Source organism: Algoriphagus halophilus, from assembly GCF_900129785.1.
GTDB lineage: Bacteria > Bacteroidota > Bacteroidia > Cytophagales > Cyclobacteriaceae > Algoriphagus > Algoriphagus halophilus.
This window is the reverse complement of record NZ_FSRC01000002.1, coordinates 420,920-434,355: the sequence shown is the minus strand read 5'-3', so window position 1 is coordinate 434,355 and position 13,436 is coordinate 420,920. Positions and strand designations below refer to the sequence as shown.

At 39.6% G+C, this 13,436-nt stretch carries 16 protein-coding genes; 11 read left to right on the top strand and 5 right to left on the bottom strand.

Annotated features, from left to right (window positions below; translation table 11 throughout):
• The first annotated feature begins 49 nt into the window (after nt 1-49).
• The 5 genes from BUR11_RS13955 (at nt 50) to BUR11_RS13935 (ending at nt 5,179) form a co-directional block, all read left to right on the top strand.
• The gene (locus BUR11_RS13955) at nt 50-1,009 is read left to right on the top strand and encodes a formylglycine-generating enzyme family protein (protein WP_074225603.1); all 960 of its coding nucleotides are present in this window, start codon (nt 50-52) and stop codon (nt 1,007-1,009) included.
• A gap of 19 nt (nt 1,010-1,028) precedes the next feature.
• Nucleotides 1,029-2,339, top strand: coding sequence for a Gfo/Idh/MocA family protein (locus BUR11_RS13950; RefSeq protein ID WP_074225602.1), 1,311 nt, complete (start codon nt 1,029-1,031; stop codon nt 2,337-2,339).
• A 2-nt stretch (nt 2,340-2,341) separates the two neighbouring features.
• On the top strand, nt 2,342-3,259 hold the full coding sequence (locus BUR11_RS13945) for a hydroxypyruvate isomerase family protein (RefSeq protein WP_074225601.1): 918 nt from the start codon (nt 2,342-2,344) through the stop codon (nt 3,257-3,259).
• A gap of 8 nt (nt 3,260-3,267) precedes the next feature.
• On the top strand, nt 3,268-4,299 hold the full coding sequence (locus BUR11_RS13940; RefSeq protein ID WP_074225600.1) for a WD40/YVTN/BNR-like repeat-containing protein: 1,032 nt from the start codon (nt 3,268-3,270) through the stop codon (nt 4,297-4,299).
• 145 nt (nt 4,300-4,444) lie between these two features.
• Nucleotides 4,445-5,179, top strand: a complete 735-nt coding sequence (locus tag BUR11_RS13935; protein WP_074225599.1) for a 1-(5-phosphoribosyl)-5-[(5-phosphoribosylamino)methylideneamino]imidazole-4-carboxamide isomerase — start codon at nt 4,445-4,447, stop codon at nt 5,177-5,179.
• A gap of 60 nt (nt 5,180-5,239) precedes the next feature.
• Here BUR11_RS13935 and BUR11_RS13930 read toward each other — a convergent pair whose 3' ends face one another.
• Nucleotides 5,240-5,596: a hypothetical protein gene (locus BUR11_RS13930; protein ID WP_074225598.1), complete on the bottom strand. Its 357-nt coding sequence runs from the start codon at nt 5,594-5,596 to the stop codon at nt 5,240-5,242.
• Nucleotides 5,597-5,670: 74 nt separating this feature from the next.
• Here BUR11_RS13930 and BUR11_RS13925 point away from each other — a divergent pair, with 74 nt between their 5' ends.
• The gene (locus BUR11_RS13925; protein ID WP_074225597.1) at nt 5,671-6,009 is read left to right on the top strand and encodes a tRNA-binding protein; all 339 of its coding nucleotides are present in this window, start codon (nt 5,671-5,673) and stop codon (nt 6,007-6,009) included.
• Here BUR11_RS13925 and BUR11_RS13920 read toward each other — a convergent pair.
• Nucleotides 6,006-6,329: a Rieske (2Fe-2S) protein gene (locus BUR11_RS13920; RefSeq protein ID WP_074225596.1), complete on the bottom strand. Its 324-nt coding sequence runs from the start codon at nt 6,327-6,329 to the stop codon at nt 6,006-6,008. The two genes, BUR11_RS13925 and BUR11_RS13920, sit on opposite strands and share 4 nt — an antisense overlap.
• Before the next feature lie 113 nt (nt 6,330-6,442).
• On the opposite strand from BUR11_RS13920, the gene BUR11_RS13915 reads away from it, so the two are divergent.
• Nucleotides 6,443-7,204 carry a hypothetical protein gene (locus BUR11_RS13915; protein WP_074225595.1) on the top strand — a complete coding sequence of 254 codons (762 nt, stop codon included), beginning with the start codon at nt 6,443-6,445 and terminating at the stop codon, nt 7,202-7,204.
• A gap of 58 nt (nt 7,205-7,262) precedes the next feature.
• Here the strand turns inward: BUR11_RS13915 and BUR11_RS13910 are convergent, their stop codons facing one another.
• The 3 genes from BUR11_RS13910 to BUR11_RS13900 are packed head-to-tail and all read right to left on the bottom strand — an operon-like array spanning nt 7,263 to nt 10,129.
• Nucleotides 7,263-8,405, bottom strand: a complete 1,143-nt coding sequence (locus BUR11_RS13910; RefSeq protein WP_074225594.1) for a cysteine desulfurase family protein — start codon at nt 8,403-8,405, stop codon at nt 7,263-7,265.
• 38 nt (nt 8,406-8,443) lie between these two features.
• The gene (glmM, locus tag BUR11_RS13905; protein ID WP_074225593.1) at nt 8,444-9,838 is read right to left on the bottom strand and encodes a phosphoglucosamine mutase; all 1,395 of its coding nucleotides are present in this window, start codon (nt 9,836-9,838) and stop codon (nt 8,444-8,446) included.
• Between the two features lie 60 nt (nt 9,839-9,898).
• Entirely contained in the window at nt 9,899-10,129 is a 231-nt protein-coding gene (locus tag BUR11_RS13900; RefSeq protein WP_074225592.1) for a hypothetical protein, read from the bottom strand.
• Between the two features lie 72 nt (nt 10,130-10,201).
• On the opposite strand from BUR11_RS13900, the gene mazG reads away from it, so the two are divergent.
• The 4 genes from mazG to fumC all read left to right on the top strand — a co-directional run bounded on the left by mazG (nt 10,202) and on the right by fumC (nt 13,404).
• Nucleotides 10,202-11,002, top strand: coding sequence for a nucleoside triphosphate pyrophosphohydrolase (gene mazG / locus BUR11_RS13895; protein ID WP_074225591.1), 801 nt, complete (start codon nt 10,202-10,204; stop codon nt 11,000-11,002).
• Nucleotides 11,003-11,058: 56 nt separating this feature from the next.
• Nucleotides 11,059-11,439: a RidA family protein gene (locus tag BUR11_RS13890; protein ID WP_074225590.1), complete on the top strand. Its 381-nt coding sequence runs from the start codon at nt 11,059-11,061 to the stop codon at nt 11,437-11,439.
• Between the two features lie 6 nt (nt 11,440-11,445).
• Nucleotides 11,446-11,931: a hypothetical protein gene (locus BUR11_RS13885; protein WP_074225589.1), complete on the top strand. Its 486-nt coding sequence runs from the start codon at nt 11,446-11,448 to the stop codon at nt 11,929-11,931.
• A gap of 72 nt (nt 11,932-12,003) precedes the next feature.
• Complete coding sequence (gene fumC / locus BUR11_RS13880) at nt 12,004-13,404, top strand: class II fumarate hydratase (RefSeq protein ID WP_074225588.1); 1,401 nt, start codon at nt 12,004-12,006, stop codon at nt 13,402-13,404.
• Nucleotides 13,405-13,436: the final 32 nt, after the last annotated feature.

The window sequence follows — 13,436 nt, the reverse complement described above, 5'->3', positions numbered from 1 at the left end:
ATAATTACTGATTAATTTACTTCTTAATTTCTTTCGATTACTATTTAAAATGAAAAGAGTACTTGCTCCGGTCTTGTTGATCGGTATTTTGGCATTTTACATGATTGAAAAGCCACTATTCGAACCCTACAGTCAAAAAATCCCTGGAACTCCTGTTGTATTTGACATGACACCTATAGAGGGAGGGACTTTCAAAATGGGGTCTTCCACAAGCTCCAATGCAGATGAAAAACCTGTACATGAAGTAACACTAGACCCTTTTTGGATGGGAACTCATGAAGTCACTTGGGATGCATTTGAATTGTTTTTAGATAAGAATTATGAGTTAGCTATATCAGAAGAACCGATTGGTGAAATCGTAGATGGTTTAACGAGACCTAGTATCCCGTATTTAGATATGACCTTTGGAATGGGTAAAGAAAATAAGCCTGCTATTGGAATGACTCAATATGGAGCCATTCAATATTGTCATTGGCTTTATTTGAAAACGGGTATATTTTATAGACTACCCACCGAAGCAGAGTGGGAATATGCTGCTCGTGCAGGATCTGACAGCAAATATTTCTTTGGTGAGGATGCATCCAAATTGGAAGAATATGCTTGGACCAAAGAGAATAGTGATGGAATGACCCAATTGATAGGCCAAAAGAAACCTAACCCATGGGGACTTTATGATATTTATGGGAATGTTTTAGAATGGACTGCTGATCAATATGATCCTGAATTCTACAAAAACTCCCCTTCAAAAAATCCAGTGAATCCTTCGGATGAACTTTATCCTCGAATTGTAAGAGGAGGAAGTTTTAAAACTCCAGCTGAAGAAGTCAGTTCTGCCAAAAGATTTGTAAATGATCCAAAATGGAAACAATTAGATCCTCAAATCCCAAAAAGTCAATGGTGGTTCCCAGAAGCGCCATTTATTGGATTAAGATTGGTTAGACCACTTAATCCACCTAGCCCTGAAGAAATTAATGCATACTATACCGCAGCTCCTATTGCGGACTATTAAACCCTGAAATGACAATACTATGAAAAACACAAGAAGAGACTTTATTAAAACTTCAGCAATAGCCACAGGTGGAGTACTTGCTGCAAATTCTTTCATTGTTCCGGGAGCTTATGCTGCCCCTGAGACTCATCTTAAACTTGCGTTGATCGGTTGTGGAGGAAGAGGAACCGGAGCCGTTTTCCAGGCAATGGAAACTGGGCATCCTATCAAATTGGTAGCGATGGCCGATGCATTCCGAGATAGATTAGATGGAAGTTTAAAGCCAATTTTAGACAAGTATGGTGCTGAAAAAGTAGATGTTCCTGAAGATAGAAAGTTTGTTGGTTTTGATGCTTACAAACATGCAATTGCAGAAGCTGATGTGGTAATTCTAGCAACACCTCCGGGGTTTAGACCAGACCATTTTACGGAAGCTGTGAAGCAAGGAAAGCAGATTTTCATGGAGAAGCCTGTTGCTACGGATGCAGTAGGGATTCGTAAAGTATTGAAGGCAGCGGAAGAAGCAAAAGCCAAGAAATTGAATGTAGTAGTAGGTCTTCAAAGGCACTACCAGGATAATTATAGAAAGACCATAGCAAAGATCCATGCAGGTGAGATCGGTGATATCATTGGTGGACAAGTGTATTGGAATGATGGGGGTGTATGGGTTAGACCTCGGAAGCCAGAGCAAACTGAAATGGAATACCAAATGAGAAACTGGTATTATTTCAACTGGTTATGCGGAGATCATATCACTGAGCAACATGTTCATAATATTGATGTGGCAAACTGGGTGAAGAAGGGGTATCCTGTCAAAGCAGAAGGTACCGGTGGTAGAATGGTAAGAACTGGAAAAGAATTTGGTGAAATTTTTGACCATCATACGGTACAATTTACTTACGAAGATGGAACGGTAATTCACAGTGAGTGTCGTCATTTCCCAGGTGCAGCTAACCGCGTGGACGAAACCTTCCAAGGAACAAAAGGGACCGCGTATCTAAGTGCTGGTAACCATGGTGTATTGACCGATTATACTGGTAAGAAATTGTACGAGCATGATCGTGAGAACAATATCAATCCATATCAACAAGAGCATAATGAGCTATGGGCGGCTATCGTCAATGGGGAATACAAATTTGCTGATGCTGAAAATGGAGCAAGAAGTACGATGACATCTATTCTGGGTAGATATGCGACCTATTCTGGCAAAGTGATCACAATGGAAGAGGCGATCAATTCAGATATTAACCTATTCCCAGATACCTTGGCTTGGGATGCAACTCCTAAGTTGGTACCTAATGCAGATGGATTCTATCCACATGCTATTCCTGGTAAAACTAAAACGGTCTAAACATGCAGAGAAGAAAGTTTTTAAAAAACCTAGGACTAAGTAGTTCCGCATTGACGTTGGCTTCTGGAGCTGTATTGCCTTCTTTTGCAAGTAATTCTGCCAAAGCAGAGCCAACATTTAAAATGGATTTTGCACCGCATTTTGGAATGTTCCGAAATTCAGCTCCAGGTGGATTTGTTGATCAACTCAAATTTATGGCAGACCAAGGATTCAGATCATTGGAAGATAATGGGATGCTAGGAAGATCTATTGAGGATCAGACATTGATCGCAAAAACGATGGAATCATTGGATATGCGTATGGGCGTGTTTGTGGTTGATGGAGGAGATAATTGGAAAGTTTCATTGACTTCTGGAAAACAAGAGTTCATGGATCATTTCCTTGATACCTGTAGAAAATCAGTGGAAGTCGCCAAGCGGGTAAATGCGAAATGGATGACTGTAGTACCTGGATATTTCGAAAGAAACTTACCAATAGGAGTGCAAACCGGAAATGTGATTGAGGCGTATAAGCGAGCTGCAGAAATATTTGAACCGCATGGTTTGGTCATGGTCATGGAGCCCTTGAGTGATAATCCGGACTTGTTTTTAAGGCATGCTGACCAATCTTATATGATTTGTAAGGCAGTGGATAGTCCAGCTTGTAAGATTCTTTATGACATCTATCATATGCAGCGAAACGAGGGGAATCTTATTGCTACCATGCAGAAAACATGGGATGAAATTGCCTATATCCAAATTGGAGATAATCCAGGTAGAAAAGAACCTGGAACCGGTGAAATAAATTATGGCAATGTATTTAAGTTTATCCACGAGAAAGGATTTACGGGTATCTGTGGCATGGAACACGGAAATGCAAATCCAGGGGTTGAGGGAGAAAGAGCATTAATTGAAGCGTACAGAAAAGTAGATATATCTTAATTTCGCCTATGCGAAAAATCTTATCCATATTGTCTTTGGGAATTTTATTTTCCTGCCAGACAAGTGAAATAAAAGTCCCTGAAAAACCCTTTGGGTGGGAAATATTTGAAGTACCTGTGAAAGCCTCCTTAAGGGGGCTTTCACCTGTTACGAATGAAATAGCCTGGGCATCTGGAAGCGGAGGCACTTGGTTACGAACCCTTGATGGAGGAGCTACTTGGGATCACGGCGTAATTTCCGAACTCGATACTGTAGATTTTAGATCCATTCATGCCTTTGATGCTGAGCAGGCTGTAGTAGTTTCTGCAGGCCAACCTGCTGTGATTTATAAGACTATTGATGGAGGAAAAACTTGGGAATTGAAACACCAAGAAGTGGAAGCCGCTTTTTTGGATGGGATTTCTTTTTCAGGTCCTGACCAGGGATATGTTTTTGGAGATCCTATCGATGGCAAATGGATGATCTTACAATCTGCCAACCAAGGGGAATCATGGTATTCCCTTCTTAATTTACCTTCTGCAAAAGAAGGAGAGGCAGGATTTGCAGCAAGTGCTTCTTCTTTGATATCGGATGGCGAAAACCTTTGGCTAGGTAGTGGTGGTACTGAAGCAAACCTACACTTTTCTCCGGATCAAGGAACTACATGGAAGCAGTGGAATTCTCCTTTAATGCAAGGTGAAGCAAGCAAAGGAATTTTCTCCCTTACCAATCTCGGAAATGGTGGAGTTTTTTTAGTGGGTGGAGATTATCTCAACATGGAAGATACTAGTTCAGTAGCCGCTACTTTCAACCTGAGTGAAGAAGAATGGAAACTACCAAAAGCTGCTCCAAAGGGGTATAGATCAGGTGTGGTGTATTTTCCAAAATACCATTGGTTAATAGCTGTCGGACCAACAGGTTCTGATTTCTCTAAAGATGGTGGGACCAGCTGGGAAAACTTTTCATCTGAAGGCTTTCATGCTGTGAAGCTTGGGCATACGGAAGGAACCATATGGGCTTCAGGATCCAACGGTCGTATTGCCCGTTTAAAAATCCAATAGTCTTAGTATTTATACCAATTTGGGTAAAATACGTTTGAATTTTCACTAGATTTCAAAGTTCGAAGGATAGGATTGGTACTTCTGTATTATCTTTATGGAAAAGTTTCCGACTAGAATTCGAACTATACTCTTTTAATTTTAACTCATGTTTGAAATAATTCCATCGATTTGGCTAATTAATGGCAAATGCGTCCGCTTAAAAAGGGGCGATTTTTCTACTGAAGAGGCTATTTCCAATAATCCTCTCGAAATCGCACAGGACTTTGAGTCTATCGGTATTGAGCGCCTTCATTTGGTGGATTTGGATGGAGCTAGAAGAGGAGAGCCTAAAAATTACCATATTTTGGAAGCCATAGCTGGTTATACAAACCTAAAGGTTGATTTTACAGGAGGAATTTCCACTGATGGAGATGTGATCAAATGCTTTGAGTTCGGAGCAAAGACTGTTACGATTGCCTCTGCGGCAGCCAATTACCCAGAAAGGTTCAGTCAATTCATCCTATCCTATGGTCGGGAAAAAATCAATCTAGCAGCAGATACTAATCCGGAAGATTTAAAAATTAAAATTAAAGGCTGGTTAAAGAAGACGGAGATTGACCTTTATGATCATATTGAGTTCTTTCACGATAGAGGTCTAAAATACTTGAAGTGTTCTGATGTGACGAGAGATGGGGTGATGCAAGGTCCTAATTTTGAGCTGTATGCCCAGTTAGTTAAAAAATTCCCTAATCTTAATATTGCTGCGAGTGGAGGGGTGAGGAATATTGACGACTTTAAACGATTAAGAGATTTAGGACTTGGTGCTGCGGTATTTGGACGAGCTTATTATGAGGGGATGCTGAAGCTTAGTGACCTTGAGAATTTTATTTCTGAAAAGTAAATTACCTAAACATAAAAAAAGAGGCTTTTAAGCCTCTTTGGATTAACTTTTAAATTCAGATTAATCGGCTTTGAATTTATCCACGATATAAAGGAATATATTAAAGGATAAAGTGGATGGAACAGATTCCTCTTTTTTGATTTCTTTGTCTACTCCCCCAGCTGGTAAATCTCTTTTCACAGCTACTTTGTTGGGAGAATTTGTTATAACCTTAGGAGACAATATTTTAGTAGAAATATTTTCAGAATTTTGAATCTGATCCTCTAAAATTGGTCTATCCGAAGATTTTGCATTTTCCAAATCCACCTTTTCCTGCTCGCTTTGGGCGAAAGATTCACCTGCGATTAGGCATAATCCAAAAATGGTTAATGCTAAAAAGCCGATTTTCTTAAAAGGAAATAAAGGTTTTGTGGACATTTTTAAAATAGTGTTCTTACTAGGTTAACTACAGAATTTGCAAAAGGTTCCTAAAATTATAAAAAAATTTGTCTATGCAAACGATTGACTATAAAGAATTCGACAAAATTCAACTAATTATTGGGACAATAATACGTGCAGAAATTTTTGAGAAAGCCCGGAAACCCGCCTATAAAATTTGGATTGACCTGGGAGAGGAAATTGGTATAAAAAAATCTTCTGCTCAGATCACGGATCATTACCAGCCTGACCAATTAATAGGAAAGCAAGTGATCTGCGTCTGTAATTTTATGCCTAGACAAATAGCCGATTTTATGTCAGAAGTATTGGTTACTGGTTTTACTGCAGAGGATGGTGGAATTATGTTGGCTACCGTCGATCAACCTGTTCCAAATGGGTCCAAATTACATTAAGGTATAGAAATTTCTAGACCCTGATCTTTCAACTGAGTAGGAAAGGTTTCTAGGTCAGGACATGCCCCAGCTTTTACCTCTCCGGACCGTATATCAAATCGGTATTGGTGCAAGGGACAAATGATTTCATTCGTGTTATTTAAGGAACCTTGATACAAAGGAGCTCCCCTGTGGGGGCAATATCCTTGAAATGCATAAAACTCAGCAGCGACTCTCACTAAGGTTATATTTTTGTCTCCTAAAATGATCTTTTTAACAGATCTTTCAGGAATCATTTTCATAACGGATTCTTTTGAGGTTCCTAGCGTGTATTTTTTCATAACTTTTGATAAGTATTCTATCAAATTACTCGGTAATTAAAATAGAAATGATTGGTTTTGTCCAAATTCTTAGTGAATTTTCAGAATAAAGAAATTTTTAAACCCTAAAAGCCATGAAAAAATTTGTTTTCCTTCCGTTGTTATTACTCTTCGGATGGGTAAATGCCCAAGATTTAAATGGTGCTTGGAAGCTTACTCACCAAAATGGAACTGAGGTTACAGATGAGGAATATGTGAAAATCTACCAGGACAATTACTTTGCCTTTGGGGCGAAAAAGGTGGCCGATAATCATTTCATAAGTGCAGGAGGAGGTCCATATAGGTTCGAGGATGGGATGTATTATGAAACACTTGACTTTTTTACTTTGGATCCATTTCAAGTAGGAACTACCAATAAATATCAGTTAGACTTGACCAATGGTAAAATGGTGATCTCTTCAGAAATAAATGGAAGAATGCTGGTAGAAATCTGGGAGAAATTGCCTGAAAGAGTGGATGATTTGACTGGTAATTGGGTGATCACCGGAAGGAAAAGAGATGGTGAGATTTCAAGATCTACTCCAGGTGCTAGAAGAACCATCAAGATTCTAGGTGGAGGAAGATTCCAGTGGGTTGCATTTAATTCAGAAACGAAGGAATTTTCAGGATCAGGTGGTGGAACCTATACCGCAGAAAATGGAAAATATGTAGAAAGTATCACTTTCTTTTCAAGAGATGATAGCAGAGTAGGAGCAAATTTAGGATTCGATTATGAAGTAATAGATGGCGAGTGGCACCATTCCGGGAAGAGTTCTACCGGAAATCCTATCTACGAAATTTGGACCCCATATGCCATAGGGTATAAGCCTCCTGTTTTAATGACGGAGCAGCAATAAAAAAAGGAGCTTTTTGATGTGCCCCCAAAAAGTTAGACACTTATTGGGGGCATTTTTATTAAACCTCTACGGTGTATAATTCTTTTAATTTAGAGATAGTGTAATCAACCTCCTCTATGGTATTAAACCTACTAAAGGAGAATCTAACGGCATCGCGTTCAGGCTTATGATTTAAAGCTCTCAATACATGGGAGCCAACAGTAGCTCCGGAGCTACATGCGGAACCTCCAGAAGCTGAAATCCCCTCTAAATCTAGGTTGAATAATAACATCCCTCTATTGGCTTCAGATGGAGGAAGGCTCACATTCAATACCGTATATAAAGATTTATCCATCTCTGCGGAAAGTCCATTAAATTGAACATCGGGGATCGCTTCAGTTAAGCTCTTGATAAAATGTTGTTTGATCGCCCCAACATGTTGTTGATGACTTTCCATTTCTTCATAGGCCAATTCAAGGGCTTTGGTGATTCCAATGATCCCAATGACATTTTCAGTTCCCCCTCTCATATTTCTTTCCTGAGCTCCACCATGAATAAAAGGATGGATTTTTTTGTCCTTATTTACATATAAGAACCCTGACCCTTTTGGGCCATGAAATTTATGACCTCCAGCTACCAATGAATTGATCGGTAGTTCTTTTAGGTTATGGGTATAATGTCCCATCGTCTGTACGGTGTCAGAATGGAAAAATGCTCCATATTCCTTACATAAGGTTCCGATTTTTTCAAGGTCATTAAGATTTCCAATCTCATTGTTGGCATGCATCAATGACACCAATGAATTTGGATTGGCTTTAAGGAGTTCCTCAAGTTGAAATAGATCGATTTCACCTTTTCCATTAACATCCAGGATGCTTAGCTTGATCAAGCCTTTTTTCTCACATACTTCTAAGGTATGAAGTACCGCATGATGCTCTAAAGGAGAAGTGATTGCGTGTTTGATGCCATGACTTTCTATTCCGCAAACAATTGCTGTATTGTCAGCTTCTGTGCCTCCAGAAGTAAAGAAGATTTCCGATGGAGTGGCATTTAGTAATTCAGCTACTTTTTTCCTTGCTCTTTCTATCGCTGTTCGTACTTCTCTACCTTGACTATGGACCGATGAAGGATTTCCATAATGGGATTTCATGAACGGAAGCATCGCTTCGATCACTCGATCATCCATTGCTGTGGTTGCAGCATTATCTAAATAAACTTTCATCTTCAATATACTTGGGTTATAGACTATCTAGGAATCTCTCAAAGAAGGGATTCACTTACAATTTCCTTGATATCCTGCATGATTTTTTTTGCCAAGTGCTCTGCAGTGGCCTCGGACTCAGACTCAGAATAAATTCTGATGATCGGTTCGGTATTTGATTTTCGCAAATGTACCCATTCCTTGTCAAATTCTATTTTTACCCCGTCGATATCGTTGATCGGTTGCTTCTTATACTTTTCCTTTATCTCGATTAGAATTTTATCTACATCGATTTCTGGAGTAAGCTCGATCTTGTTTTTAGAGATAAAATAGTTAGGGTAAGTGGCCCTTAATCTGGAAATTGATTTTCCAAAATTTGCCAGATGGGTTAAGAATAGTCCAACTCCAACTAATGCGTCTCTTCCGTAATGAGAAGCAGGATAAATGATTCCTCCATTTCCTTCTCCTCCAATTACAGCCTCTACGGCTTTCATTTGGTTGACTACATTTACCTCACCTACGGCAGCAGCAGTATAAATTCCACCATGCTTTTCGGTTACATCTCGAAGTGCTCGAGTGGAACTTAAGTTGGATACGGTATTGCCTTTGGTTTTGGAAAGAATGTAATCTGCGACTGCTACTAAAGTATATTCTTCTCCGAATGGAGAACCATCTTCATTGATAAAAGCTAATCTATCCACGTCAGGATCTACTACAATACCGAGATCGAAACTTCCCTTCTCCAGTTTTTGTGAAATATCTCTAAGGTTTTCAGGAAGTGGCTCTGGGTTGTGGGGGAAATGTCCGTCAGGCGTACAAAACATTTCTTCGATTTCAGAAACTCCCAATGCCTTTAGCAATTTTGGGATAGCAATTCCTCCTGTAGAGTTAACCGCATCTACCACAATTTTGAATTTTCGGTCAGCAATTGCCTCTCGATCAACTAGCTCTAAATCCAATACATGCTGAATATGTCTATCTATATAATCTTCAATCAGCGTGTAGTCTCCCAGTTTCTTTACTTCGGCAAATGAGAAATCCTCTTTTTCTGCTTTTGCAAGAATATCTTTTCCTTCTGAATCTGAAATAAATTCACCCTTAGAATTTAATAATTTCAATGCATTCCATTGGATAGGGTTATGGCTGGCTGTTAGGATAATTCCTCCTCCAGCTTTTTCCAAAGGAACCGCAAACTCCACAGTTGGGGTGGTACTTAAGCCTAGATCAATAACATGAATTCCCATGCCTTGAAGTGTGGCTGATACCAATTTGGAAACCATTTCGCCAGAAATTCTTGCATCTCGACCAATCACAATTTTGGGGTTGCCGGTATTTTCCAATACCCAGGCTCCGTATGCAGAAGTGAATTTAACAACATCGACAGGGGTTAGACCCTCGCCAGCTTTTCCTCCAATAGTACCTCTGATTCCAGAGATAGATTTTATTAGCGACACGTATGGTAATTTTATGTGTGAAAAATGGAAATTTTCTAAGCTTAGGCTCAGATTGAATAATTATTTGAATTTGGCCAATACTTTGTCCACTTCATTGTCAGGATTTCCACAGCTGCTGTTCGCATCCACAGTTTTCCCACAATAGCTGCAGGTTTCGCCATCTTTATTCAAATAAGGGTTTTGTGAAGCACAGGTGCCTTTGAACTCACCGTTCTTTAAGAAAATCAGCCTTACTGACATCAAAATGAAGAACAACGCCACAAAGCCCAGAGTTAGATATACAGTTGCCATAACGGATAAATTTGCGCAAATTTAAAGCTTTACTTCGAAAACGTCCACAATTCTAGCTTAGTTTCCTTCCGAATGACAAAATTGAGTACCAGAGCCCAACAATTGGCTGCTTTTGATAGATTATTGACCATCATGGATGACCTTCGTGCCCAATGTCCTTGGGATAAAAAGCAAACTACGGAGAGTCTACGTCATTTAACCATTGAGGAAACCTTTGAATTATCGGATGCCATTTTGGAGGGAAACCCGGATGAGATCAAAAAAGAACTCGGAGACATTTTGTTACATATTGTTTTCTATGCCAAAATAGGGTCTGAGGAAGGAAATTTTGATATCAAGACCTTAATTGATGCCCTGTGCGAAAAATTGATCAGAAGGCATCCACATATTTATGGAGATACCAAAGCCGATGATGAAGAGGCGGTAAAACAGAATTGGGAGAAAATTAAACTGAAGGAAAAGGGGAATACGTCGGTTTTAGGTGGAGTTCCAAAATCTCTTCCTGCTTTAATCAAGTCCATGCGGATTCAAGAGAAGGCAAGAGGAGTAGGCTTTGATTGGGAAGAGAAGAGCCAGGTTTGGGAAAAGGTAGAGGAAGAAATGCAGGAGTTTAAAGAAGAATTCAATGCAGCCAACGGATTGGAAATTGATAAGGAAAAGGCTACCGGTGAATTCGGGGACTTGTTGTTTTCACTAATAAATTATGCGCGGTTTATAGACATCAATCCCGAAGAAGCGTTAGAAAGGACAAACCTGAAGTTTATCAAAAGATTTCAGTATCTGGAAAATGCAGCGAGAAATTCAGGCCGAAGTTTAGCTGATATGACCTTGGCCGAAATGGATGTGTTTTGGAATGAAGCAAAGAAGCAGTGACAGATTTATAGATAATTCAATAATATTTAATTCTATTCCCATAAGAAGTTTAAGAAATGGCAAATCAAATTATTTTCACGAAAGAAGCTCCAGCACCAATAGGCCCTTATTCCCAAGCAGTACTTGCAGGTAATACACTTTATGTATCGGGACAGATTCCTTTAGATGCAGATACTGGGGAGTTGATCAATGAGAATATCACGGAAGAAACACATGCAGTCATGAAAAATCTGGAAGCGGTTTTGCGCGCAGCAGGATTTTCATTTGCTGATGTAGTTAAATGCACCATTTTTATTAAAAGTATGGATGAGTTCAGTACGATCAATGAAGCTTATGGTCAATATTTTAAAGTGAACCCACCTGCAAGAGAAACCGTGGAAGTAAGTAAGCTTCCAAAGAATGTGAATGTGGAGATTTCTTGTATCGCAGTGAAATAAAGCAACGTGAAACTTTTACCATACCATACTGAAACCTTAGTTAGTGCTTTGAGTAAGCAAGAGGTCTTGGGGCACTTAATCCGGGTGACGGCTGAGGTGAATTACCTGGATCAACGGACCAGAGGTAACAAAAAAATTCTTTTCAATGGGATGGTAGGTCAAAAAGGATTTAGGATATCAAAGGTTGTAGATAAAGGAGACACTTTCTTGCCTTTGGTATTGGGTCAGGTAGAGGAAACGCCAAGAGGGAGTATTATTTTTCTGAAATATAGATTGTTTCCAGGAGCTATTTTCTTCCTGGCATTTTGGTCTTTTATTCTGGCAGCCTTTACAGTGTACTTTTTTGCTGTAATACATCAGTACAATTATGGAGCAATTTGTCTGGCTCTGGGTTTGGTAAATTATGGCTTAGCCATGTATTTTTTTCAAAGGCAGGTGAGGGCTTCACGTAAGATATTCCATCAATTGATCAACTTCCAATTGAAGGATTAAATGAATCCAAACTAGGGAAAAAAGAAGCCAGAAGTTAATTTAGCGGCGAAATCAATTCAATATTCCGAAAATATGAGCATAAGAATCGAAAATGATACCATGGGGCCCGTAGAGGTGCCTGCTGATAAATATTGGGGAGCCCAAACTCAGCGATCTATCAACAATTTTAAAATTGGTGGTGAGAAAAATAGAATGCCTATTGAAATTATCAGAGCATTTGCCGTTCTGAAAAAGGCAGCTGCATTTACCAATGCGGAGCTAGGGGTTTTGGATAAAGATAAAGCCATCATCATAGGGCAAGTTTGTGATGAGATTTTGGAAGGGAAACTAGACGATCAATTTCCTTTGGTAGTTTGGCAAACGGGTTCTGGTACCCAGTCCAATATGAATGCGAATGAGGTGATAGCTTACCGTGCCCATGTATTGCTAGGAGGGTCACTAGAGGATGCTAAAAAGAAAATACATCCGAATGACGATGTGAATAAGTCTCAATCTTCTAATGATACTTATCCTACGGCGATGCATATCGCTGCCTATAAAATGGTGGTAGAAACTACCTTGCCAGGAATCCAAAAATTAAGAGATACCCTTCAGGATAAAGCTGAATCTTTTAAAAAAGTGGTGAAGATTGGTCGTACCCACTTCATGGACGCCACGCCTCTCACCCTAGGTCAAGAGTTTAGCGGTTATGTTGCCCAATTGGATCATGGTATCAAAGCCATTAAAAACACCTTACCACACCTTTCAGAATTAGCTCTTGGAGGAACTGCCGTAGGTACTGGATTGAATACTCCACAAGGATACGCGGAATTGGTTGCACAGAAAATCGCGGATATTTCTGATTTGCCATTGATCACTGCTGCAAACAAATTTGAAGCCCTTGCAGCACATGATGCGATGGTAGAAACGCATGGAGCATTGAAACAAGTAGCAGTTAGTTTGATGAAGATTGCCAATGATATCAGAATGTTATCCTCAGGGCCAAGATCAGGAATTGGAGAAATTTTGATTCCGGAAAATGAGCCAGGTTCATCCATTATGCCAGGAAAAGTCAACCCAACTCAAGTGGAAGCCATGACTATGGTGGCATCACAAGTAATGGGTAACGATGTGGCTATTTCAATCGGTGGAGCGACAGGACATTTTGAATTGAACGTATTCAAGCCCTTGATTGCAGCGAACTTTCTTCAGTCTGCGAGACTAATCGGGGATGCTTGTGTGTCCTTTAATGATAACTGTGCTGTAGGTATTAAGCCAAACAATGCAATGATCAAGAGACACTTGGAGAACTCGTTGATGTTGGTGACTGCATTGAATCCTCATATCGGATATGAAAATGCAGCAGCAATTGCGAAGAAAGCACATAAAGAAGGTACTAGCCTAAGAGAAGCTGCCATAGCATTGGGGCTTTTGACCAATGAGCAATTTGATGAATGGGTGAAACCAGAAGATATGATAGGAAGTTTGAAATAAGGCTTCCAAATCAAAAAAGGCTTCCAATCGGA